Annotated in this window: 15 protein-coding genes; 9 read left to right on the top strand and 6 right to left on the bottom strand. The window is 49.3% G+C overall.

The window, feature by feature from the left end:
* Positions 1–8 precede the first annotated feature (8 nt).
* Together GCU44_RS00250 and GCU44_RS00245 are read left to right on the top strand one after the other, a co-directional pair.
* Positions 9–4,616: a translocation/assembly module TamB domain-containing protein gene (locus GCU44_RS00250; protein ID WP_154852241.1), complete on the top strand. Its 4,608-nt coding sequence runs from the start codon at positions 9–11 to the stop codon at positions 4,614–4,616.
* Between the two features lie 31 nt (positions 4,617–4,647).
* Entirely contained in the window at positions 4,648–5,949 is a 1,302-nt protein-coding gene (locus GCU44_RS00245) for a cryptochrome/photolyase family protein (protein ID WP_154852239.1), read from the top strand.
* Positions 5,950–5,952: 3 nt separating this feature from the next.
* Here the strand turns inward: GCU44_RS00245 and GCU44_RS00240 are convergent, their stop codons facing one another.
* Positions 5,953–6,621, bottom strand: coding sequence for a YdcF family protein (locus tag GCU44_RS00240; protein ID WP_154852237.1), 669 nt, complete (start codon positions 6,619–6,621; stop codon positions 5,953–5,955).
* 130 nt (positions 6,622–6,751) lie between these two features.
* On the opposite strand from GCU44_RS00240, the gene GCU44_RS00235 reads away from it, so the two are divergent.
* Positions 6,752–7,498: a hypothetical protein gene (locus GCU44_RS00235; protein WP_154852234.1), complete on the top strand. Its 747-nt coding sequence runs from the start codon at positions 6,752–6,754 to the stop codon at positions 7,496–7,498.
* A gap of 20 nt (positions 7,499–7,518) precedes the next feature.
* On the opposite strand, the gene GCU44_RS00230 is transcribed toward GCU44_RS00235, so the two are convergent.
* Positions 7,519–9,342 carry a glycoside hydrolase family 9 protein gene (locus tag GCU44_RS00230; RefSeq protein WP_241684790.1) on the bottom strand — a complete coding sequence of 608 codons (1,824 nt, stop codon included), beginning with the start codon at positions 9,340–9,342 and terminating at the stop codon, positions 7,519–7,521.
* Positions 9,343–9,509: 167 nt separating this feature from the next.
* Here GCU44_RS00230 and GCU44_RS00225 point away from each other — a divergent pair, with 167 nt between their 5' ends.
* The 6 genes from GCU44_RS00225 (at position 9,510) to GCU44_RS00200 (ending at position 16,736) form a co-directional block, all read left to right on the top strand.
* A complete protein-coding gene (locus GCU44_RS00225; RefSeq protein ID WP_154852232.1) occupies positions 9,510–11,582 on the top strand; it encodes a GAF domain-containing SpoIIE family protein phosphatase in 2,073 nt (690 codons plus the stop codon).
* 31 nt (positions 11,583–11,613) lie between these two features.
* Complete coding sequence (locus tag GCU44_RS00220; protein WP_154852229.1) at positions 11,614–11,958, top strand: STAS domain-containing protein; 345 nt, start codon at positions 11,614–11,616, stop codon at positions 11,956–11,958.
* Complete coding sequence (locus tag GCU44_RS00215; RefSeq protein WP_154852226.1) at positions 11,948–12,364, top strand: ATP-binding protein; 417 nt, start codon at positions 11,948–11,950, stop codon at positions 12,362–12,364. The genes GCU44_RS00220 and GCU44_RS00215 overlap by 11 nt, the downstream gene beginning before the upstream one ends.
* A gap of 89 nt (positions 12,365–12,453) precedes the next feature.
* Positions 12,454–14,457 carry a peptidylprolyl isomerase gene (locus GCU44_RS00210; protein ID WP_154852223.1) on the top strand — a complete coding sequence of 668 codons (2,004 nt, stop codon included), beginning with the start codon at positions 12,454–12,456 and terminating at the stop codon, positions 14,455–14,457.
* On the top strand, positions 14,420–15,316 hold the full coding sequence (locus GCU44_RS00205) for a peptidyl-prolyl cis-trans isomerase (RefSeq protein ID WP_317041134.1): 897 nt from the start codon (positions 14,420–14,422) through the stop codon (positions 15,314–15,316). The genes GCU44_RS00210 and GCU44_RS00205 overlap by 38 nt, the downstream gene beginning before the upstream one ends.
* Positions 15,294–16,736: a peptidylprolyl isomerase gene (locus GCU44_RS00200; RefSeq protein WP_154852220.1), complete on the top strand. Its 1,443-nt coding sequence runs from the start codon at positions 15,294–15,296 to the stop codon at positions 16,734–16,736. Before GCU44_RS00205 ends, GCU44_RS00200 begins: the two co-directional genes overlap by 23 nt.
* Before the next feature lie 414 nt (positions 16,737–17,150).
* Here the strand turns inward: GCU44_RS00200 and GCU44_RS00195 are convergent, their stop codons facing one another.
* From GCU44_RS00195 to uvrA, 4 genes are all read right to left on the bottom strand, one after another.
* Positions 17,151–17,909 (bottom strand): hypothetical protein, encoded by a 759-nt coding sequence (locus tag GCU44_RS00195; protein WP_154852218.1) that lies wholly within the window; start codon positions 17,907–17,909, stop codon positions 17,151–17,153.
* Positions 17,910–18,020: 111 nt separating this feature from the next.
* Complete coding sequence (locus tag GCU44_RS00190) at positions 18,021–20,897, bottom strand: TonB-dependent receptor (protein WP_154852215.1); 2,877 nt, start codon at positions 20,895–20,897, stop codon at positions 18,021–18,023.
* A gap of 101 nt (positions 20,898–20,998) precedes the next feature.
* Positions 20,999–22,513, bottom strand: coding sequence for a hypothetical protein (locus tag GCU44_RS00185; RefSeq protein ID WP_154852212.1), 1,515 nt, complete (start codon positions 22,511–22,513; stop codon positions 20,999–21,001).
* A gap of 171 nt (positions 22,514–22,684) precedes the next feature.
* Positions 22,685–25,534, bottom strand: a complete 2,850-nt coding sequence (gene uvrA / locus GCU44_RS00180; RefSeq protein WP_154852209.1) for an excinuclease ABC subunit UvrA — start codon at positions 25,532–25,534, stop codon at positions 22,685–22,687.
* Positions 25,535–25,588 lie beyond the last annotated feature (54 nt).

The raw sequence follows: 25,588 nt of genomic DNA, 5'->3' as shown, positions 1-25,588 counted from the left end.
AGCGTCTGTTGGAAAATAAACCGAAAGTTAAGGAAATTTTGCTGAAAGCCCTCAGGAGAGTCTCTCTTGTCCTGCGCTACCTGCTGTTCACGCTGCTCTTCCTGACACTGCTCCTTCAAATTCCGGGAATTCAAACCTATCTAGTCGGGATTGTCACCAACCGGGTTTCTGCAAATACAGGCTACCAGACCGATATTGGCCGGGTGAACATCCGCTGGTGGGATGCAGTCAGCCTCCGGAACGTACGAATTTACGACCTTCAGGACAGCCTAATGGCCGATCTGGATGAAGTGTACATTGACTTTTCCGTACGGGGATTACTTGACAGCGAAGAGCCCGGCCTGGACGAAGTGAATCTACGAAATGGAAACGTCCGCCTATTGACCCATCCGGGCGGAGAAGGACTGAACATTTCGGTGTTTCTTGAACGCCTTCGAGCTGCCTTTTTCTCAAAGCCCAGGGAGAAAACAAACCAAACGTCGACCTTTCACATTTCCTCCATTTCCTTTGATCAGACCTCGCTGGACATCATTGACTATACCCAGCCCGAAATAGACATCCCGTTTGATTATGCCAACCTGCTGTTTCGGGACCTGGTGGCCAAGGCCGAAGATTTCTACGTGCGCCGGGACACCCTGGGATTTGACCTACGCTACATGAAGGGGGTGGAAGCCAATTCCGGCATGGTATTTCAACAGTTGCGAACCGATTTCACCTATTCCAGCACCGGGATGGAGTTTAAATACCTCTTCCTGAAATCCAACGAGACCGTGATCAAAAATTACCTGCGCCTGGATTACGAAACGGTCGCCGATTTGAGGGACTTTAACCGAAAAGTGGATTTAATCGCCCAACTGGACGAATCGGTGCTGGACATTCGCGACTTGGGCTATTTTTCGGACAATATTCCGGCCATTGACGACCGGATTTACCTCAGTGGGGAGATTATCGGTAAAGTAAACTCCATCTTTTCGGAAGAACTCCTGCTGCGGTTTGGCGAACGAAGCGCACTTTTCGGCAAATTCAACATCGAAGGGCTGCCCCAGGTCGCACAAACCTTCTTTAACCTCTCCCTGGCTAATTCCGTGTTGCTACCGGAAGACCTCTATCCATATATCAGTTCGGAAGCCCGGAGGGAACTGGATAAATTCGGAACAATCCGGTTTGATTCCGATTTTGACGGGTACCTGACCGACTTTGTGGCCAAAGGAGATTTTCGCACAGAAATCGGTCTGCTCAAAGGGCAACTCAACTACCGGGACGAAGCCGGTGTCCCTACCTATGAGGGGCAGTTGGAAGCCCGTGAGGTGGATTTGGGAGTATTGACCGAAGAACCCGAAAATTTTCAAAAAGTTAGTTTTAACGGAGACTTGAAAGGAACCGGACTTACCGTAAACACCGCACTTATCGAGTTGGATGCGCGCATCAGTAAAATCGGCATCAATCGCTACGAATACACCCAAATAGAAACCAAGGCTACCTACGGAAAAGACTTGTTTCAAGGGACCCTTCGTGTAAACGACCCCAACCTGGTGATGGAGGTGGACGGAACCCTGGATTTGCGCAACAACAAAGATTCCGCAAACCTGACCCTGCGATTGGATACGGCATTTCTCAGCCCGATCCAACTCACCGAAAAAGACATCTTTCTGAGCGGAAATTTCGAATTGGATACCAAAGGGATTCACTGGGACACCATCGAAGGCGTGACCCGATTCCGGGATGTGCTGATCAGCTACGATGGCCGGGATCTCTTCCTGGATTACTTTTTATTCCAGTCCCTATTTACGGAGGACTCCCGGGTCATTTCCCTGAATTCGGATTTATTGGTGGCGGGAATCAGCGGGGATTTTAAGGTGCAGCAATTGGGCCAGGACCTGCAGCGTCTATGGGAAGACTATTATGCCATCCTGACGAACGACTACACACCACCCCCTACGTCCCAGATGCAAGCCGGAGAACCGTACCACATTGACCTGACGTTGGACCTGCGGGATCCAAACCCAATTCTCAACCTGATCGATCCCCGACTGTTTATTTCCAGCAATACGCAGGTGGAGGGCGCTTTTTATCAAACCGAGCGCAATACGGTATTTAATTTCTACACCGGGATCGATACCATCTATTACAACAGCAATTACTTTTTCAATACCGATATTGATCTCAATACCTCCAAATACAAAGACAGCGAGGAGGTCTTGGCCTCCTTTTACGTAATTTCCCAAGAGATCCAGTTAAACTCCGGATTTAATTTTCACAACCTTTCCATGGAAACCATCTGGGACCAGTCCCGGCTAAACCTTTCCTTTTACATGGACCAATTGAACACGGAAAGCTATGCGGATATTTCTGCGGCGATCAATCTGTCAAGAAACCAGACCCAGATAACGTTTGCCCCCTCTGAAATAAAGCTATTGGAGGATTACTGGCAATTCGAACCGGGAAATAGCATCACCATCGGCAGTGGCGAAACACAATTTGAAAATCTCAAAATCTTTCACGAAAACCAATACCTCTCCGGAGAGGGGAAAATTAATACGGATCCGGGTGATCAATTGGAAATCGCCATTCATGAACTGAATTTGGATTTTCTAAACTCTTTTGGGATGCGTGAATACGCAGGCACCGCCAACGGTGCGATCAGCCTGGCAGAAGGCTGGAATAAGGAAGGCATGCAGGGTAATCTCTCCATTGAAGGCATCCGGATAAACGATTTTCTGGTAGGGGAGATCGAAGCGACCGCCTATTTTGCTAACGATGCGATCAACCTTTCCCTCCAAAATTACCGGGAGGGAAAAAAGGTGATCGAACTAACCGGAAACCTGGCATCTGAAGCGAAAGACATGGGGCTAAACGCACGTTTTGAAGAAGCCAATTTGTCGGTGGTCGAGCCCTTTATTTCCGACTTTCTCAGCCAGATCGATGGCAACCTGAGTGGCAACCTACGGATAGGGGGCAGCCTGACACGGCCTAGCGTCGAAGGTCTGGGAAAACTGGAAGGAGCAACTTTTCGGTTCAATTATCTCAACACCACCTACAAGGTCGATGGAAATGTGATCTTTGAGCCAAACGACATCAGCTTCCGGGGACTGGAGCTCCGGGATGTAAACAACAATACAGCCCGCCTTCGGGGGGGCATTACCCACGATAATTTCGACAATTTCATCCTGGACCTCAACGCCGCCTTTACCAATTTTCAGGTCATGAATACGAGCGCGGCTGACAACGACTTGTTTTTTGGAATGGCCTATGCCTCAGGTGACATCAATGTGTTTGGGGCCGCCAATAACCTGGACCTAACCGCCAACGCCACCTCCCAACCCAATACCCGGGTTTACATCCCCATCGGAGGCTCCAACGGGCAAACCCAGGAGGATTTTATCAACATCATCAATGTACGGGACACCACACGGGAGGTGAGCTTTGAAGAAAGCGTGGACAAACTAACGATCAACAACCTGCGCATGAACCTGAATCTGGATCTCACTCCCGATGCCTATGTAGAGATTCAAATTGACCCAAAAACGGAGGAAAATATCCAGGGCAGGGGTAGGGGCGTCCTGAACCTGAACATCGATACGCAAGGGAACTTTACCATGGCCGGCAACTTTGAAATAGTGGATGCGGTGTATAATTTTTCTCTCTACAACGTGATCAACAAAAAATTCCTGATAGAACCCGGAGGCGTGATCAACTGGTACGGCGATCCCTACGAGGGGGTGATGGATATTTCGGCCCTTTACGAAGAAAATGTATCGCTGGCCTCCCTGCAGACCAATACCAGCCAAAACCAGTTTGAAAGCAATCAGTTGAAACGCCGATTTCCGGTACAGGTAATCATGGATCTGGATGGCCCCTTGCTCTCTCCGGATATCGGTTTTGATTTTGACTTTTCCGAATTTCCCGAAGATAGCGAATTGCAAACGACCATTTCGGCATTCCGAAACCGGATCGCAAACGACGAGCAAGAAAAAAACCGGCAGGTATTTTCCCTGATCATGTTGCGGCGCTTTTCTCCGGAAGGACAATTCAGCGGGGCAGGTATTGGCTTTTCCAACCTGAGTCAATTGATTTCTTCCCAGCTAAACAACCTGATCGCTCAGGTGGATGAAAACCTGGAGATCGATTTTGATCTGGTAGGCCTGGACGAAACCGCACTCGAAACGTTTCAGTTGCGGGTGGCCTATACATTCTTCGACGGGCGCCTCCGGGTGACGCGGGATGGTGGCTTTACCGACCTGCAGGGAAATGCCGATTTTAATACCATCGCAGGAGACTGGCAGGCAGAATACCTGCTCACCGAAGACGGACGGTATCGGGTACGGGTCTACAACCGCAACAACTTCAATACCTTCACTGCGCTCAACATCAACAACCGGGCCCCCAACACCTACGGGGTCTCGGTCTCCCAAAACCTGCTGTTCAGCTCATTAAAAGAGCTTTTCCAGAACTTCAGCAGAAACAGAGATCTGCCGATCAGCGATTCGGACGAATACCTTCGGGGCGATTTTACCATCGATCTGGACGAGGTAGCTCCCGAATTGTTCCGCCCTGATCCAGCGTTGGATCCATCCGGTATCCGCATCCTGGATACGAATCTGCCCGAAAGCCCCTAAACATTTTTACACCGACCTGACTTATAGTTTCATGGACAAACTCACGCTGTTTTGGTTTCGAAGAGACCTTAGACTGGAAGATAATCTGGGATTGTATTATGCCCATCAACAAGAAAAACAGGTGCTTCCCCTGTTTATTTTTGACGCGGAAATACTGGACCGATTGGAAGACAAGACGGACGCGCGTGTCACATTCATTCACGAGCAGCTTTCCCGATTGCGGGAGGAACTGGCTGCCTACCACAGTTCCCTGCTTGTCCGTCACGGAAAGCCCCTGGAGGTATTCCAGTCGCTGACACAGGAATACCCCATCCAAAACGTGTATACCAATAGGGACTACGAACCCTATGCCAAAAAGAGAGACGCGGAAGTAGCTGACTATTTGCAGCAGCAGGGCATTGATTTCTACGATTTCAAAGACCAGGTAATTTTTGAAACGGACGAAATCACCACGGACAAAGGTGATTTTTACAAGGTCTTTACTCCCTACAGCAAACGCTGGTTGCAAAAATTCGAGAAGACTCAAATTACCCCGGTAAAGCTGGATGGTAGGAAACAGGCGTTTTTCCAAACCAAACCACTGCCCCTGCCGAGTTTGCGTGCGATCGGTTTTGAAGCGTCGAGAATCAAGCTACCCTCGCCTGAAGTAGATGATACACGCATTCGGAACTACGACCAGACCCGGAATTTTCCGGCGAAAGCGGGTACCAGCCGCTTGGGCATTCACCTGCGGTTCGGCACCATCAGCATACGTAAACTGGCATTGGAAGCGGCTTCATTGAACGAGACCTTTCTGAACGAATTGATTTGGCGGGAATTTTACATGATGATCCTGTACCACAACCCCCAGGTGGTGGATAAAGCGTTTAAACCAGCCTACGACCGCATACCCTGGAGAAATGACGAGAAAGAGTTTTCCTGCTGGTGCGAGGGAAAAACGGGTTATCCCCTGGTAGATGCGGGCATGCGGGAACTGAATACCACAGGCTACATGCACAACCGGGTACGCATGGTTACGGCCAGTTTTCTGACCAAGCACCTGCTGGTAGACTGGCGCTGGGGTGAAGCCTATTTTGCGAAGAAATTGCTGGACTATGAGTTATCCTCCAACAATGGCGGTTGGCAATGGGCGGCGGGTACCGGCACGGATGCCCAACCGTATTTCCGGATATTCAACCCGGCTTCCCAATTGGAAAAATTCGATAAGGACCTGCGCTATGTCAAAACCTGGGTACCGGAATACGGAACCGATCGATATCCAGAACCCATCGTGGACCACAAAATGGCCCGGGAACGGGCACTGGCTGTGTTTAAAGAAGCATTGGATCAATAAGCCTCAGCGGATCAGGTGCTGATCAAATCCCAGGGCTACCAGGCGCTCAAAGGCCGCCCATACCGGACCCGGAATATCCTGGTGGATCTGGAATCCCATTTTCGGATATTCCCGAATGCGCTGCAAGTCGCCCACCATGGATTGGATGATTACCTCCAAAGAAATGGATTCGTTGGGGTACTGCTCGAAGGCAATTTGCGGACTGGTCACTCGTACGGATTTATCAGGCCAGTTTTTTTTAAAGGTAGCATAGGCCCGTCGTTCCATGTACGGTTTTTGCACAATAATAAAGGAGTGTGGATTCAACCCTCTGCTTTTGAGCAATTCCCGTGTAAACCGCATATTTTCGCCCGAATTGGTCGACCGGCTCTCGAGGAGCATGGCTTCTTCCGAAACCCCCATCTCTCGGGCAATCCGGCCGAATAAGACGGCTTCTGGTTCTTCCCAAAGCCCCGCAGTAAAGTTACCGAGCCCTCCTGAAAAAATCAGCAAAGGCGCCTTCCCGTCCAACCAAAGCGCTGCACCCCGTTCCGCGACGCGGGGATCGTGGCTCCCCAGCACCAAAATCGCATCGCTGTTCTCCAAGCTATGGCCAAGTAGGTGGTAATCCCAAACCAGCCTGGCCAATTCCCTAACTTCCTCCGTTACGGGAGGTTGCTTTCCTGTAATCATACGTAGTGAGAAAATATTCTTGCCCTGCTTCCCGGTTTTCGCAGCGCTAACCCTGCACGGAAGCGATACATGCTCAATATACCGGCGCGAATGGTTAAATTCAACCTTCCAGAAAGAAAATATCCAGAAAATGGCGAACGAAGCTCCGAAGAAGGGCGTATCCCTTGCAAACCAGCAGCCCTTGATTGATCTCTTTGACCGGTATGTACCGGTGCTAAGCATTGCCGAAAAGACCCGTCCCTTTCCAGCCACAAGCTACCTGGAAGAAATGGCCAGGCGGAATTTTCAATCTGTTCTGGTCCAAACACCCGAGGGGCTCCGGAAATTTGACAGTGGAGATCCCGCTCCGAGGCCCCTCGCACCTGCAGACCTGCTTCAGGGCCCTACGCCCTTGATCCAGGCCTTCGAAAAACTGTTGCACCAGAGGCGTTTTTTCATCGAGACGGAGGGAGGTATATCCCATATCGTCACCCAAAGCGATTTAGACAAAATCCCCATGCGGCTGGTAGTAATCGGCTACATCAGCGTCTGGGAAACCTTTCTCAGAGATCGGGTAAAATCCCAGGTGCCGGCATGGCAAAACAGCCTGTCCTCGGAGCGGCTGGCTTCCGCAGAAGCATTGTATCAACTCAAAAAAAACCGCAACGAAGAGATTGACCTGATTCAGTGCCTGCAACTGGCGGATTTGGGCAGTATTTTTTCAAAAAACAAACGCTACAAACAACTGATGCCCGGGGCCAGCCGGGAGCAATACGATGCCATGGTTCGAAATATTGGCAAGCTCCGGGATGCGCTGGCCCACTCACAATCCAGGCTGCCCTTTTCCTGGCAGGAAATCCACGAGCAGCTTTCCTTTATGCGAAAAGCCATGCTGTAAGTCGGCGTTTCCTTGCCCGATTATTTGACGGGTATCCCAAAATGCGCCATCATTAAAATGGCTCCGGCGGTTCCATCCATGGTGGGTTCATTGGTGCTGTAGTCGCCTACATCGTCCTGATAGACCACATGGCGGTTTTGCAGATGGGCAAATTCATCCGGATCGTTTAAGGTAAGGCCCAAAAGGCTATCGTGAATACTCCGGTAAATCGGACCGTCCACCAGCCCTCCCGGAACTTCCAGGCCAAGCATCACGTACACGCTGGTATGTACATCCTCCGGATATTCCCCTGCCGCGGGCATCCCGGTAAACATGGAGGTGCCCCATGGATTTCTTCCAAACAGCCAATCCCGCTGCGCTGCGAGGAAGGGGCGGAATTGGTCGTCTCCACTCATTTTTTCGTAAAGAATTACCTGGGCCACCAAGCTGCTCAGTAGGTTATTTGAACACCAAATGAACGGCACACCGATGTGAAACGGATTTTGAGCAGCACGCTTCAGGGTATAGGCAATGCCCTCTTGGTAATAGCCTTCCAACGTTTCTTTAAAATTTTCGTCTACGTGGCGGTGGAGTGCGTAGTGTCCCATGTTGATAAACGGGTACAACTGATAATGTGCCGCCGTATCGCGAACCGTCCAGGCATCCTGATTACTGCTTTGCAGTGCATATGCTTTGGCCTGATCCAGATAGGCTGGTTCTTTGGTTAGCGCATAAACTTCGGCTGCCGCCCATTCCATATCGTCCGCCCAGGTTTCTTCGTTGTACCGGTACGGTGCTCCATAGGAATTGCCCTGCTGGTATCCTTCCTGGTTTCTTCCGAGCGCATACAGGGAAAGGGCTGCTTTCCTGCATTTGGCGGCATAGCTACTGTCCTGTAAGTGCTCTTCCCAGATTCGCGCTGCCAGGGCCATAGCGGCTGCGCTTCGCCCGGCCAGATTAGCCAACCCGGTGGCTTCACTTTTGTACGTACCCAGTCCCTGGGGTGTTCCGGTAGCCGCATAAGCCGCGCGATAGCTATTGGCTCCCCAGCCGTAGTCCGAATTATCCTGATTGGGGATTTTAAACCCCCGGTGGTCGCGGTCGTCTGCTACCTGATGAAACAAGACCTCGGGTGCAGGGTGCATTTTGTGGATCCAATCCAGACCCCATTTGGCTTCGTCCAGTACGTCCGGGATGCCGTTGCTACCGGGTTGGCCCAACGCATTGTAGGCGTCTGCAAACCGATCCGGGTACAGTTCGAAGGCCATCAGCAGATGAGCCGTGGCATAACTTCCAGTAATCAGGTATTTGAGCTGATCCCCGGCATCGTGCCAGCCACCGCTCAGATCGAGGTAGGTACTGTCCGGCATGGGCCCATAAAAACTCCGGCCGTCCTTTTCGTGACACACCATGTCCAGGGTGGGGTTGTAGCCGCAGCGTTGTTGCCGCATAAACTCCAGCAAGGTTTCCTGCTTCCCGGCATACGCCTGCGGTCCGACGGGAAACGCGATGGTTTTGATTCCGGAGGTTTTGGTTTGCAGGTAGTAGCTTCCGGGCTTGGCCACTGAAGAAAAATCAAAGCTGTAATAGTAATCAAAACTGCCCCATGTGGCCGTTTTCACGCGAAGGGGCTTGCCTTCCAGTACCAGGCTGGAATCTTCGGCATGCCGTAGCTGCAGCTTTTCGCGGAACGGCTGTTTGCTAAAAACCAGGGCCTCCTTCACATCTGACGCCAGGTATCCGAGTTGGTTTATCCGTAGGTGCACGGAGTTTTGCGCATTGCCAGGCCTTCCCCATGCGAGGAACAAACCGAGTAGCAACCAAATTTGTATTCCAGGTAACATTTTCACTGATTGATCTTTCATGACTCGAATGTAGAAATTTTGCCCTGAATTTCAGCTTAACGGCTGATTTACGGGCTCAAAAAAAAAAGTAGCCGCTACAGGGCTGATTTTAAATCTTACTCCCCCGATACTTTTTTGAAGGGATCAATGAATTTTGATATTCTATTTTTATTATTGTATGATTTTCTATGGTAAAACTACCCAACATACAACGGGGAAAAATTTATATCATGCTGGCCATCCTGTCATGGCTGGCCTTGCTATTTGTAGATCTGGTCCGGCTTTTTGGTGAAATCAACCAAATGGAAGGGGATATTTCCCAGGAAATAACCTGGATCCTGGAAATTATTTTCTTTATCATCCTCTACATCTATTTCAATGACTCCATCAATAAAAAGGAGCATAGCAATTTTCTGAACCTGATCTGGCGGGCGGCCTCTACCGGATTGATTGCCACTGCTGTTTCGTTTCTGATCATTTACTTCTACTACCTGCTTGCCGGAAGCCGTCTTTCCGAAGATCCTTTGCTGCGAAATTTCTTCTACCACGTTAATTTTGCGCTGACCACGGTTTTTCTCATTTCCACTTCCCTGCTTTGGAAACACCTGATCCTGTACCAGAAAAGCAAAGCCGTGGTGCAACAATGGCAGGCGTACGAAGTAATTTTGCTGATTAGCATGTTTTTCGTGCTAATCAATCAGGAGAGTTTCAACTACGGATTCATGTTTGGTTTGATTTTCCTGATCATTTATGGGGTTATTCTTTCCGTTAACCTAAAATGGATTCCTTACCTTACCTTCCGCGAAAAATGGAAGTCCATTCTCTTCCTGGTCATCATCATCGCCTGTACCACTTACCTGCTGGTACAGATGGTATCCTATAACCAGAAAAACATCCATTTTATCAACCTCAGCGAAAACCTTTTCTTATTGGGAATATTTGCTTTTGTCCTGATCTATGCCGTTTTCAGCTTTCTGGTTACGCTATTTAACCTTCCGACCTCCTCCGTATTTGAGCAAAAGCTTACGGAGGCCATTAGTTTTCAGCGATTGAGCCAATCCATACAGCCTGGTGAAAACGAGGAACAGGTATTGGATATTCTGATGGACAGCAGCATGAGTGCGGCCTACGTGGATGCCGCCTGGCTGGAAATGCACGGACAGGATGCGGAGGGGCTGCCAGCGCGGGTACTGCATCAGAAGTTTATCAGCAACGGCGAGCGGCAGGAACTCCTGGACTTGCTGAAAAATACGGAGCCTTTTTCCGGCTACCTGAAGGGGCAGACGGATGCTAAAATCGAGTACATCAATGGGAAGATTCCGCATGAAACGTATCAATCGGTGTTGTTAATCCCCATACGGGCCAATAAAAAAGTCCTTGGAGACCTGTTTTTGCTTAAGGAAGTGAAGGACGGTTTCAATAAAGAAATGATCAATATCATTTCCACGTTTGTGGGGCAAACCTCCATCTCCATCGATAATTACCGCCTGCTCAACGAGGCAATCAAAAACGAACGCTACCGGGAAGAACTGGAAATTGCTCAGCGGGTGCAGCGAAGCTTGCTCCCTTCGGAACTGCACCACAATGCCTGCTTTGAAATAGACGGGTTTTCGGCAGCAGCGGACGAGGTAGGTGGCGACTATTACGAAACCTATCGCTTTGATCCGGATAATTTCGCCTTGATTATTGGGGATGTATCTGGAAAAGGAACTTCGGCAGCCTTCAACATGTCCCAAATGAAAGGGGTGTTTCACAGCCTGGTGCAACTCAACTTACGCCCGAAGGATTTTCTCACCAAAGCGAATAACGCATTGAGCCGCTGCCTGGAAAAAAACAATTTCATCACCACTACGTATTACACGGTCAACACCAGGGAAAAAGAAATTCATTTTGCCCGTGCGGGACATTGTCCTACCCTGTTTTATTCAAAAGAAGCGGGAAAATCCCACTTTCTCGATATCAAAGGGATGGGGTTAGGAATTGTCCGAAATGCGAGTTTTGATCGATACCTGGAAGAGGGAAAACTATCCTACCATCCCGGAGACGTAATGGTGCTATACACCGACGGGATTGTAGAAGCCAAAAATGAAAAAGGACAAGAATTTGGCTACGACAATTTGCGCTGTCTGCTGGACCGCTTTCACGCCCTTTCGGCACGGGAAATTCGTATGGAGATTATTACAGCAGTCTATTCCTTTGTGGGAAAAGACATCCTTCCAGACGACGATTATTCATTGTTGGCAATCAAATTTAAGGCATAAACTTAATCCATTGTAAAGCGTATAACGAGGTATGTTATCAATCAACAAGGCGGCGGATCGTGATCATCTGATCATAGAATTAAACGGGGAGGTAGATGCCAGCAATTCGGTGGAGCTGGACGAAGTAATCCAGCAGGCCCTTTCCGAAGACAGCAATAAAATTCTGGTAGATGGCAGAAAGTTGGAATACATCTCCTCCGCAGGTCTGGGTGTATTCATGTCCTATTTGGAAGATTTTCAGGAAAAAAACGTATCCTTCGTTATTTTCGGATTGAACGAAAAAGTACTGAATGTCTTCCATATTTTGGGTTTGGACCAACTCATTCGCATCCGGCAAACACAGGAGGAAGCCGAACAAGCACTGTATGAGGTATGAACTAAAGCTATATTGCGAAAAAAGTCGGCTGGCCGAACTTCGTTCCTTTATTTCAGAGGTACTGGTACCGGCCCAACTTAACGCCATTAGCCAGAATCAGTTGATTTTAGCAGTGGAAGAGGTCTGCGCAAACCTTATTATCCATTCGCATCAGTGCAATCCACAGCGTTACATCCTACTGACGATCCATCTACTGACGGACCGGGTTATTTTTGAAATTAAGGATTCAGGAAAGGCCTTCAACATCATCGAATACAAATCGCCGGAAATTAACGCAGTGGTGAAGGAAAAGCGAAAAGGAGGGCTGGGCCTGTTGCTTGTTCGGAAAATCATGGATAAAATCGAATTTGAAACGGACGCTTCGTTCAATACCTGCCGACTAATCAAAAAGCTGAAATCCAAATAAATGTTAAATCCCAGCACATATCCCTGGGAACCTCCCGAATTGTGGGGTAAAATTCGTAACATTGCAGCTTAGAAAGTACCGGTTATTCTATGAATGTAACGCATGCATGTTTCCTTTTTTGGGGAATGTTTTCTGCCAATGCGGTCCAGATTCCTGATACATACAGTGAGAATCAGCAGTCATCGGACTACCTGATAAAAATTGATGCGAGGACCTCTGACCGGGAGGAATTCCTATACATTTTGAAAAAAAGCCGCCAACTACAGGAGCAACGCCTCAGCCGGGCGGAATTTGAAGAAAACCTGGAACTTTTCATCGACTATAAATTAAAAGTCGTGCACGCGCTGGATCTCGGGCTGGATACCACTTCCGAGTTTCAAACCGAGTTTCACTCGTTCAGGGAACAATTAGTCAAACCCTATTTACTGGAAAATGAACTGCAGGAAGGCGAAGTACGAAAGGTGTACGACCGCATGCATGAAATTGTAAAAGCCAGCCACATTCTCCTTCAATTCCCCCCAAATGCAAGTGCGGAGGATTCAATCGCCGTAATTCGCATGGCCGAGAAGATCAAACAGGCCGCCGAAAGCGGAGAAGACTTTGCCCAACTGGCCTTGGAGTATTCAGAGGACCCCTCTGTTGAAAGCAATCAGGGTAATCTCGGGTATTTTACAGCGCTACAAATGGTCCTTCCGTTTGAGGAGGCCGCCTTTGCGCTTTCTGTTGGGGAGATTTCAGCGCCGGTACTTTCGGACTTTGGCTACCACATTATCCGCCTGGATGAGCGCAGACCCAATCCCGGCCAAGTGCAGGTTTCTCACCTATTGGTCCGAAGCGAGGCGGATAATCCAGAGAGCGAGTCCCTGAGCCGACGGAAAATCGCTGAGCTGTACCAGAAAGTTCAGGAAAACCCGGATGCCTGGCCCGAACTCATCCGCAACTTCTCAGAGGATACCGGCAGCAAATCAAATAAGGGCCTGGTACCCTGGTTTGGCGTAGGTTCACTGGTGCCGGAGTTTGAGCAAGCTGCCTTTTCCCTGGAAAAAAAAGGCGACTTTTCTCCGCCAATAAAAACCGAATACGGGTACCATATCCTGCGCCTGGAAGACCGCAGGGGGGTGCCTCCCTTCGAAGAGATGCTGCCCACGATAAAATCACGAATCCTGCGGGACAGCCGTTCCGAGATGATTCAGAGCCAGGTGATCGCCCAGCAAAAATCCCGATTAAGAATGAGGGGAAATGAATCCCTGCTTCGCAAACTATCCGATGCATTTGGTGAAGGTCAAGGGAAGACCCTGGGAGAGCTGGTTAGCTCACTGGATTCCACCGATTGGACGCAGACCTGGCTGATCGAGTCCGTGCAAGGGCAGGTCCCTGCCGAAGCATTTACGGGATTTTTGGCATCGCACTTCTCGGCCGAAGAAACCGTGGGAACCGATTCCTTTGACAACTGGTACCGCGTCTTTCTGGAAAACCAGCTGGCTACCTGGGAAGAGGCCTACGTGTATGCGACCAATCCGGAATACCGGCAACTTCTCAACGAGTACAAGAACGGGATGCTACTATTTGAATTAATGAACGAAGCAGTATGGGAAAAAGCCCTTAACGATAGTAGCGGACAACGAGCCTATTTTCAACAAAACCGGGAAAACTACCAATGGGAGGAGCGAATTCCGGCGCTGATTTTAACAGCCGATGCGCGTGAGGACCTATCGCCTGTCAAAAGCTGGCTATCGGGCCAAACCTATCGCGATGGCTTGGAAGAAGAGGTAAAGAATCGGTTTCTTCGGGAAGATCCATTGAAGTTCAGTCACGAGCAGGGCCTGTTTGAGCGGTCAAAAAAAGACCTGCTCCAAAAGTTATCCCCGGAACAGTCGTTCCATACGATCACCGAGGAAGGTCGAACGGTGCTGGTTGTTACCGGAGAAAGAATTCCAGCCAAACCGAAAGAATTCAACGAAACTCGGGGAAGACTCATTCAGGATTACCAGCAATTCCTGGAAAAAAAGCTACTTGCTTCGTTAAAAGAAACGTACACCATCCAAATCAATGAGGATGAAAAAGAAAAATTATTCCGGTCACTGGCGCAGTAAGGCACTGTTGGGGCTAATTAGCCTGCTTCTGCTTTCTTCCTGTGACTTTTTCCGCATCAAAACCGAGGAGGAAGACCCGGAAAACCCCGTTGTGGCCAGTGTGGGAACGGCCAATCTGTACCTGGAAGACATCGACCATATCAGCAAGGAAATGGCTTCGGACCTGGACTCGGCAGAATTGGTAAACCGATACGTACAGAGCTGGGTGAAAAAACAGCTGATCATACGGGAAGCGCGCAAAAACCTTTCCTTCAATGAAGCAGAAATTAACCGCAAGTTGTTGGACTACCGCTATGCGCTTATTGCCTACGAATACGAAAAGAATGTAGTAGAAGCGGGATTGGACCGGGTCGTCCGTCCAGAGGAGATCGAAACCTATTACCAGGCCAACAAACAAAATTTTGCCTTAAAGGAAATCATCGTACGTACAAACTTTATCAAGCTGGAGAAATCCCTGCCGCAAAAAAGACAGCTGGAACGGCTGCTCAACAGCAATCAGGAGGGCCAAAAAGAAGAACTAAAGGACTTTGCTATTCGTTATGCAAACAATTACTTCATGGAGGATTCCACGTGGATCAGCTTTGACGACATCATTATCAATACTCCCCTTACCCAAAATAGCAATCAGGTCCAGCTCCTTCAAAACGAACAATTGATCCATGTAGACGACGATACGTACTCCTACTACTTCAAGATTCTGGAATACCGTCTGCAGGACCAGGTCCCACCCCTCGAATTTGTCAAAGACGAAATCTCCAAGATCATCGTTAATAAACGGAGGGTGGAACTGGCCGACAAACTTAAAAGAGATATTTACAACCATGCACTTGAAAATAATGAATTTACTATCTATGAATAACGGGTCCAAAAAATTACCCCTACTGTTGCTTGCCGGACTTGTATTCAGCCAGATCAGTTGGGCACAGGATACCGGAGATACCCTGGCAAGCAGCGAAAAACCAGCCGTGGAAGAAGAAAAACCCAGCGGACAGGTGTTGGATAAAATCATTGCCAAAGTGGACAATTACATCATCTTGGAGTCTGACCTGCAGAAAGCCTATCTGGAAGCCGTTTCCCAATACCAACAAGGTATGGAAGCCCCCTCCCGGTGCCAGATTTTTGAATCCCTACTAATCAACAAGCTCATGATGGCCAAATCGGAAATTGACTCGGTCGTCGTGTCCGAGGCGGAAGTGATCATTCAAACGGATCAACGGTTTACCATGGTGCTGCAGCAATTTGGCGGAGATGAAGAAACCCTTATCGAAGCCTACGGAAAAACCGGGGACCAATTGAAAAGCGAGATTCAGGATGCCGTCAAGGAACAGTTGGTAGTAGGCAAAATGCGAGGCGTCATAACGGAAGGCCTGGAAGTATCGCCCAACGATGTTCGTACCTTTTTCGGATCCATCCCCAACGATTCCCTTCCGTTCTTCTCTGCGGAAGTTTCGGTAGGACAGATCGTAAAAAAACCGGAGGTTAGCCAGTCAGAAAAAGACAAGGTAGTCGAGCAATTGCTTTCCATCAAAAAACGAATATTGGACGGAGATGCCGATTTTGCCAGCATGGCTACTCAATATTCCGAAGATCCCGCCTCTGCCGCACAAGGGGGGGACCTGGGATTTTTTAAGCGCGGGGAACTCGCTCCGGAATACGAAGCGACGGCCTACGCCCTCAAACCCGGTGAAATTAGCGACCCCGTGGAAACCATGTTTGGCTTTCATATGATACAGCTCCTGGAACGAAGGGGAAACACCTTCAACACCCGGCATATCCTGCGGATCCCCACGCCTTCGGAAAGTGATATCGAAAAGGCAGAACGCTTTCTGGACAGCCTCCGTCAGCAAATCGTGGATGAAAAAATATCGTTTGCGAAAGCAGCCAAAGAAAACTCGGACGATAGGGAAACCTCGGATAACGGCGGTTTCTTTACCGATCCGGGCAATGGATCCAACCGCCTGACGCTGCGAACCCTGGAGGATCCGGTACTGTATTTTACATTGGATAGCATGGAGGTCGGTACCATTACCCAACCTATTCGTTACGATGACGTAGATCCACGTACCAGGAGATCCGAGCCGGGGGTACGGCTATTGTATTACAAGGAGCGATTCCCAGCCCACCGGGCCAACCTTTCAGACGATTACGAAAAGTTAAAGGCTGCTGCCAAACGGAAAAAAGAAGAAGAAATCCTATCCAAATGGTTTGTATTGGCCAAAGAAGAAGTATTTATCGATATTGATCCGCAATACGATCGTTGTGAAGCGCTAAAAGATTAGCACTGGCCCTTTAGCGTTGACGGAGATAGCTCGGACCAATGCAATGCTACACCAAAAGCCCAGGGAATCCTATACGAAAGCTTGTCCACCTTCTCCGGTACGAAAAGGACTGCGTGACTTGGCGTATAATGGAAAATGGGCACCTGCTCAGCAACTCGTCCGAGAGCTGAAAAGGCAATCCCAACCAGCACCAACAGCTCGTATCATTCCCGTAACCTGCGTCCAAGGCACGCCCAATACGGAAACAACCAAAGGTGCAGGCATTGAAATTCCTTAAAAACACGCGTTTCTACCATGTAAACGTGGACGTGGATTGATTTCGGGTAGCCCTATTTTCGGCCAAATTGGGCTACAAACTCTCCTAAAAAAACGGCGCAAACAACTCCCCAGATTAAAATTTTCGCAGCCCGCCTCCTACCGGGAAGCAAGTGCCAGTTGCTGCTTTAAAAAATTGCTGAAGTCCCGAATCCGATCCGAATCGTGGTACTTTAATGCCGTGACAGCAAACTGATACGCAGCCAGGGGATTGTCTTCGTTGAAATACCGAATTGCCTGATTGAAGTACTGCAGGCCGAGGAGGTTTTGCAAGGTGATTTTTTGGTATATGGCGGCCGCGGTGGGCGAACCCTCATTTTTCGTTTCCTCCCACAGCACCTTCGCCCCTAATTCCTCCTGATACCCCCTCAGGTATGCCTGCTGCCGCTCCGAATCGGCGATATATCCCCCGCGAGGGTCGGTCACTTCCAACAATAGTCGATTATCCCCCATCGCTACCTGTAAAAACACATGGTAAGAGGTTTCAATCGCTTCGAAACGAAACCCGAAATGATCCAGGATTGCTGCCAAAATAAGGGAACCGCTCACACAGTCGTAGGCACCTTCGGTCAACGCATCCCGATCCAGGGTATACTGCTTGTACGAATGAAAAAGGTGTTGATGTGAGCGGTAAAAGATGGAACGTACCATCCGCTCCGAATGACCGAACCGCTCAAAATCCTTTTCCAATTTCTCGTATAAGGACACAAAGGGGACACTTTCGGCCAGCCAGGCTTGAACGAGCGGATGTTTTTTGGGGAATGATTCGCGGTAGGTTGGTGCAAGATCTTCTACCCTCCCGGCGGCCAATAGCCCCGGGATGCAAAACAGCACTAACCAAAGAAAAACCCCACGCATGTATCCAAATTAATTAAATGTTACCATAAGTTAACAATTTCTTAACATAGAAACAAAAAAATATCCTTTCTGTTTGGAAAGGATATTTTTTAGTAGGAAGGGTATTCCCTATTAGAGCGAATAGGAAAAACTAAAATTGATCAAGGTCCCCGGATTCAGGCTGGTAAAAATCTGATCTTCGGCCTGATAGGATCTAAATACCTCTTGACGGGATTGGTTCAGTAGGTTTTGCACGACCAACCCCGCCTTCATGCGTTCCTCCTGACCCAGCGTCTTGTTGATGCTCAGGTTTACGGCATGAAAGGGCACAGTATAGGTATCGGTTCGGTTACCGAAACCGATATAGTTCAGCGTAGATCCCTGTACGTTATAAAAGATCCCGGCTTCCATACCGGAGACAAAATCGTTGTAGGCGATGCCCGAATTGATGATATAGGGTGCCTGCCCGGCCATGTCCCGTTTGGCACCGATTTCCTGTCCCTCCCGTGCGGTCAGCTGTCGGGATCGTAATTCAGATGGAGACATCTGAATAGTGGATTCCGTCAGCGTGCCATTAAAGGTGAAAAACAGGTTTTCCAACTTTGGAGCGACGAAAGACAGGGACTTTCTCAGTTCCAACTCCAAACCGGCCACCGTACCGTTTCCTACGTTTCTGGGCTGAAAGGCGCCCGGATCGGACAAAAACTGCACCATCTCTATGGGCTTGTCAAAAGTCTTGTAAAAGGCACTGACGGAGAACAGCTGCCCTGCCGGAAGGAATTTTTCCCATCTCAAATCAAAATTATTGATTCGGGTGGCCTCCAGTTGCCCGTTCCAAAGGACTTCGGTACCTCCATTGGTGGTTTCTTCAAACAGGCCTCCGATAAAGGTCCGTCCGGTAATAGGATCCAGTATCTCCGCGAAGGACATTTCCTTAAACGAAGGTCGGGCGATGGTACGGGAGAAGGATAAGCGGATATTTTGGTTTTCCTTAATTCCATTGATCAGGTTAATGGTTGGGAAAAAGTCCATGTCATCGAGTACCCGCTCGTTATCAAAAACAATGGTTCGGGTTTGATTGGATCCGGTATAAAACTGATCGTATTTTTCGGCACGAAGTCCAACAATGGCCCTCAGCTGATCGACTAGCGTAAACTCGCTGTGTACGTATACACCGAGGTTGCGCAAATTTGCTTCGAAACTGTTCGGGTTGTTGGGAATAAACAGCGGATTGTACCGAACGCCGTTTCGATTTGTCTCGGAGAAAAGGTTTTCCTCCCGAAGGACCTCGTTTGGATCCCCTGTGAAGGTGGTATTGCCAGTAGAAAACTGAAAATCCTCAATTAGAAAATCGCGTTGCTTGTAGACATAAGAGGACCCAAACTTGAGTTTTGCAGTTTTCCCGAATAGCTGGTGATTATTGGTCAAATCGAGTTTTCCGACCAGGTTTTGTTCTTCCAGTGAACGCCAGATCCGTTGGGGCAGGCCTACCTCCGAAGAGATGGTCTGATTGGGCCGTCGAAAACGCAGCACGCGTACGTCCGGATCATCAATGGTGGATAGGGTGGGTGAAACCTTCCAATTAACCTCCCAATCACCATTTTTTAGAAAGTGTGCTCCGGAGAGCATCAGGTTGGTAAGCGAGCGCTGGCTGTATTCGATGTTGTACTGATCCGCTTCAAATACCGCACCCAGGTTGGTGTTTTCAAAGTCAAAAATACCGACCTTCGATTCGCCGTTTTGCAAGCGAATCAAGTTCAATTTGTACTTGGAAAGGTCCGTCTTATAGGCCAGTCCGAAGAGACCGCCTAGCAATACGTTATTGACCCCAAAGCTACCTTTCGAGCGTTCCAGGGGCTCCAATTCGGTTTCATCGTTATCCCTGGGCTTGGCAAACAGGTTGTACTCGGCATCTTGAAAGTATTCTGAGCTGTTTTTATACGTAAGCGCCAGGTTATAGCCTAGCGTATTGCCACCAAGTGCCAGCTGATTTCCTAACGAAAAGCCGAGGCCCACGTTCATCGCATTTGGATCCCTTCTTCCTCCAAATTCGGGGTTGAAATCACGAAGAATGCGCTGGTAGAGTTGTCCTCTTTCTCCGGAAGGGTTTCCGACCACATCGGCAAATTGCGGGATATCGGCAACCCCTTTGGTCGGGATGTCCCGGAATCCGTTATCAAAGCCCAGAATATCGGTACCACTGGTACCAGCACGTAGAAAATCTCCATTGAAATGCATGGAGGGATTGTACCCCCCACTTAAGGACAGCCGCATGGTCTTTTCCTCGGGAAAATCCTTGGTCTCGATATCCACGACGCCCCCGGTAAAATCTGCCGGAAGGTTACTGGTAAAGGACTTGGATACGATGATGTTATCAATGATATTGGTTGGAAAGATGTCCATCTGAATGGTGTTTCGGTCCGGGTCCAGCCCGGGAATATCCACCCCATTCAGTACCGTCTTGGTATAGCGGTCTCCCAGTCCGCGGATATACACGTACTTTCCTCCTTCGATGGAAACACCGGTCACACGCTTGATAGCAGAGGCGGCGTCCCCGTCACCAATCTGCCGAAAGGCAGCGGAGGAGATACCGTCCATCAGTTGTGCCGCATTCCGTTTCACGGTCATCAAAGCCGCCTCGGTGGTCCGAATGGCTTCCGCAGAAATGGTAACGGTCTCCAGATCGGAGGTATACTCGGTCAATCTTAGGTTATCCAGTACGGTCACAGCTCCCGCCGTTACGGCAATTCCCTCCAGACTAAGGGTATTGTACGATATGAACGAAGCCTGCAGGGTATAAGTCCCTGGGGCTAATTGCAGTTCAAAGTCGCCGTCGAAATCCGTGACGGCGCCAATCTGTGTTCCCACGACGGATACCGCCACACCGAACAGGGGTTCACCGGTTCCTTCGTCGTAAATGGTTCCCCGCACCGTGCCGTTTTGCGCCAGGGCCAGGGTAGACATGAATGCCAGTCCTAGAAAAAACCAGCTTTTTAGTATCATTTTCATTGAATTAAATTGTTTTGAATACAGCGAGTTTAGCTAAAAAAGTAAGGAAAGGGATGGTTGAACCATCCCTTTCAAAAAGTCATTTACTGGTAATTTAATTATCACTTTAAATCGTCCAATGCGCCGGAAACAGCTGCCCAAGACCATCCTTCAAATGCGGTCCTGTCTGCACCTACCGTGTTTTCATGAAGTGCAACTTCCGAGGCGTGAACGTGCGTCCCATTTCTGAAAATGGTAGAAAGCATCGTTCCATCGGCGGGGGTAATCTCAAGATTTGAGAAATTTAAGATTCCATTGGTGAAATTATCCAATGATTTATTCCCAATTGGGTTTCCATCTTCATCCACCTCTCCGCTTAGCGATAAATCACCCCTTCCACCGGTTTCTGCAGGATCGGCAAAACCGAAGAAGTAAATGTTTTCAAACGTACCTCGGGCACCATCCCGGAAATCACCCAATTCAGAAACATCGTTTCCAATCACGGTTCCGTTTGTCAAGGTATGGGCTGCATTGAAGGATCCTTCCGGACCATCGATTTCCAAGGCATGGTCGGTATTGGGACCGCAGATCAAGATAAAATTATCCATGGTACCCGCCCAAGACTGGTCTGTATCCAGTGCATCGTCGCCGGAATTCCAAACGATCGCGTTTTTAACATTTACGGTTCCACCAAACCACTCGATTCCATCGTCTTGGTTACCAATTACTTCGATGTTTTCAATTTCTGTAAGGGATCCTACACCACCAAGTGTCAGACCGTTGATTTCGTTGCCTTCACCAATATTTGAACCTCCATGTCGAATGGAAACCCACTTGAGCTTACCGGAATTATCGTCCGGATCGCTACCTCCGTAGAGTCCGTTGGTATCAGAAGGTGGAATTCCTTCGATTTGTACTTCGGATACTTCCCCGGCAAGGGAACTGGGGGCATTCCCTAAAATCAACAAACCTCCCCATAGACCATCCAGGTCAGCATCGAGATTCGGACTGGCGATCATTCCCGGCTCGATTTCATCGGCAACAGAAGTGAAAATAATGGGCTGTGTAGCTGACCCGACGGCATTGATGGTAGCCCCGCGGGCGATTACAAGGGCGGTTGCATTGGCCCCTGATCCGGCTTCTCCTTTCACCACAACTCCTGGCTGAATGGTTAGCTCGGTTCCACTGGTGACGGTGATTCGTCCACCCAGGATATAGGTTTTTCCTGTTTCCCAAGTCTGGTCGGCGGTGATGTTGTCGGCCACCCGGATCACGCTAGGCACCTCGCCTACAGTCAGTACATGAGTGACGGTTTGGCTGTCCCCGTTGCTATCCGTTGCCACGAATTCAAATACGATATTACCATTTGCATCCGCCTCCGTAGACGTATAGGAAAACTCATGACTGGCGGACGTTTCACCGTTGAAGTTCACGGTCTCAATCGTACTGCCGTCCCTACGTATGATGAGGGAAGCGAGACCATCCGGTGCACTAATAGAAGCAGTCACGGGACCTACGGTTTCACCGGCTTGAATCACTGCCGTGGCAGGAATGCCAGAAATGCTGACAAAATTGTTGGGGGTCTCCTCTTCTCCACAAGCGACCAACAGGCCGGCTGCGAGTACGAGTGAGATCATCCCTTTGAAGATACGTTTTATAATTTAGGTATTAGATGTAGTAAGTCAGATTATTTACTGCTGCAAAATTGACTTAATAAATCGTAGCCCCTGAAAAAAAGAAATTATCAAATTTTAAAATTATATTCCGAAATTTAATTTTAAGGTAACATTAATTTTAATAAATGCCCATTAGACCTGTAAATCCACTTTTCGGGACAATTCTTCCTTTAAAAATTGAGCGGTATATCCACCGCTGAAGGTGCACATTTTTTCGGGTGTGCCGCTAAAAAGTATTTCTCCTCCTTTCTGCCCCCCCTCCGGACCCAAATCCACGATGTGGTCCGCCACCTTGATCACGTCCATGTTGTGTTCGATGATCAGTACCGTGTTTCCTTTATCCACCAACTTTTGAAGCACTTCCAGCAAATGCTCGATGTCCTGAAAATGCAGGCCCGTGGTCGGTTCATCCAGAATATAAAAGGTTTTTCCGGTATCTTTTTTTGATAGCTCGGTAGCCAGTTTCACCCGCTGTGCTTCTCCTCCAGACAAGGTAGTGGCATGTTGCCCCAGGGTAATGTAGTCCAGGCCTACTTCGTGCAGCGTCTTGATCTTGCGAAGAATCTTTGGCTGGTTTTCAAAAAAGGCCACGGCTTGTTCCACGGTCATGTCCAATACGTCGGCAATGGATTTCCCCTTAAAGCGCACCTCCAGCGTTTCCCGGTTGTACCGTTTGCCCTTACAGGTTTCACAGGGAATATGCACATCCGGAAGAAAATCCATTTCAATCAGTTTCATACCTCCCCCTTCGCAGTCTTCGCAACGTCCGCCTTTTACATTGAACGAAAAACGGCCCGGTTTGTATCCCCGGATTTTGGCTTCTGGCAACTCGGTAAACAATGCCCGGATATCGGTAAAAACACCGGTATACGTAGCCGGGTTGGACCGGGGGGTGCGACCGATCGGCGACTGGTCCACTTCGATCACCTTATCCAAATGCTCCAACCCTTTGATTTCCTTGTGAGGAAGCGGCTCCTTCCGGGAATTGTAAAACTGCCGATTGAGCAAGGGGTACAGGGTTTCGTGAATCAACGAACTTTTTCCCGATCCGGAAACACCCGTGACGCATACCATGGTACCCAGCGGGATTTCCAGATTTACCTGCTTCAGGTTGTTCCCGCTGGCTCCCTTTAGCTTTAATTTCTTTCCGGATCCGCTTCGCCGTTTCTCGGGCACCGCAATGCGCAGCTCCCCATTCAGGTACCGGGACGTCAGGCTATCTGACTGGAGCAGCTGCCCCGGACTGCCACTGGCCACGACATGCCCGCCATGCCTGCCGGCGCCAGGGCCGATATCCAGCACGTAGTCCGCTTCCATCATCATGTCACGGTCGTGTTCGACGACGATTACCGAATTTCCCAAATCCCTCAAATCCTTCAGGGCCCGGGTCAGTTTCACATTGTCCCGCTGGTGCAGGCCGATGCTGGGTTCGTCCAAAATGTACAACACCCCTACCAGCTGTGTACCGATCTGCGTGGCGAGGCGGATACGCTGGGCTTCTCCTCCCGAGAGGGTGCGAAGGGGACGGTTAAGCGACAGGTAATCCAGGCCGATATCTAATAAAAACCCGATGCGCTTTCGGATTTCTTTTAAAACTTCCGCCCCAATCACCTGCTGCCGCTTGGTCATCCGCTCCTCGATGCTGGCAAACCAATCGCCAAGCGTTCGAATATCCATCTGGGCCAACTCGCCGATGTGCTTGCCAGCAATTTTAAAATGCAGCGCCTCTTTCTTTAGCCGATAGCCTTCGCAATCGGGGCAGGTACGGGAGCTGGTAAAATCGCTGATCCATTTTTGCATCTTGTCGGTACCTCCTTCCTGTTGCTTCTGAAGAAAGTTAAGGATGCCTTCAAAGGTTGTCGTCCATTTGGTACCCGGGTATTTTACAGAGTCTACGGCTACTTCCTGTTTGTCACCGTAGAGCAAAATATCTACCACCTTATCGTCCAGTTTGGCAATGGGCGTGGCGAGGCTACCTTTGTAGCGTTTGAGAATGGCTTCGATTTTTTTGAATATCCAAATATCCCGGTATTCCCCTAGCGGGGCAATCCCACCGCGGCTGGTACTCAGCGAGGGGTCGGGAATCACGTTTTCCCGGGTGATTTCTTCGATCACACCCAGACCGTTGCAGGTGGGGCAGGCCCCATAGGGACTGTTGAAAGAAAAGGAATTGGGAGCTGGCTCGTCGTAGCTGAGACCGGTTTGCGGATCCATCAGGAACTTGGAGAAATGGTGGATCTTGCCCGACTCGTCCAGCAGCATTACGATGCCTTTTCCGTGTTGCAGGGCTGTCTTGAGGGATTGGGTAATGCGGTAGCGGTCGCTTTCTGTGGCCACTACCCGGTCGACCACGATTTCTATATCGTGGATCTTGTACCGGTCTACCTGCATTTTTGGCTGCAACTCACATACTTCCCCGTCGATTCGAACACGGGAATAGCCCATTTTTCGTACCTGCTCAAACAATTCCCGGTAATGTCCTTTTCTTCCTTTGACCACCGGTGCCATGATAGACAATCGCTTTCCGGAAAACGACTGAAAGATCTGTTCGATGATTTGGTCCTCCGTCTGTCGCACCATTTTATCACCCGATAGGTAGGAGAAGGCCTCTGCCGATCTTGCGTACAACAAGCGCATGAAATCGTAAATCTCGGTAACCGTACCTACCGTGGACCGGGGGTTTTTGGAGGTAGTTTTTTGTTCAATGGATATGACGGGAGACAGGCCGTTGATTTTGTCTACATCGGGACGTTCCATTCCTCCCAAAAAGGAGCGGGCGTACGCAGAAAAACTTTCCATGTACCGCCGCTGCCCTTCCGCATAGATGGTATCAAAGGCCAGAGAGCTTTTCCCGCTCCCGCTCAGCCCCGTAATTACCACCAATTTGTTTCGGGGAATGGTCAGGTCCAGATTTTTTAGGTTGTGTTCCCGGGCGCCAAAAATCTCAATGTAATCCTGCGACGGTGTTTTTTCTGCTGACATACGAACGGCTTGCGCGATAATTGGTTGAATGGACAAAATTAAGGAATCGGATGG

The organism is Cyclobacterium xiamenense, from assembly GCF_009467825.1.
Classification (GTDB): Bacteria; Bacteroidota; Bacteroidia; order Cytophagales; family Cyclobacteriaceae; genus Cyclobacterium; species Cyclobacterium xiamenense.
Note: the sequence above shows the minus strand (reverse complement) of the source record. Positions and strands in the feature narration are given on the sequence as shown.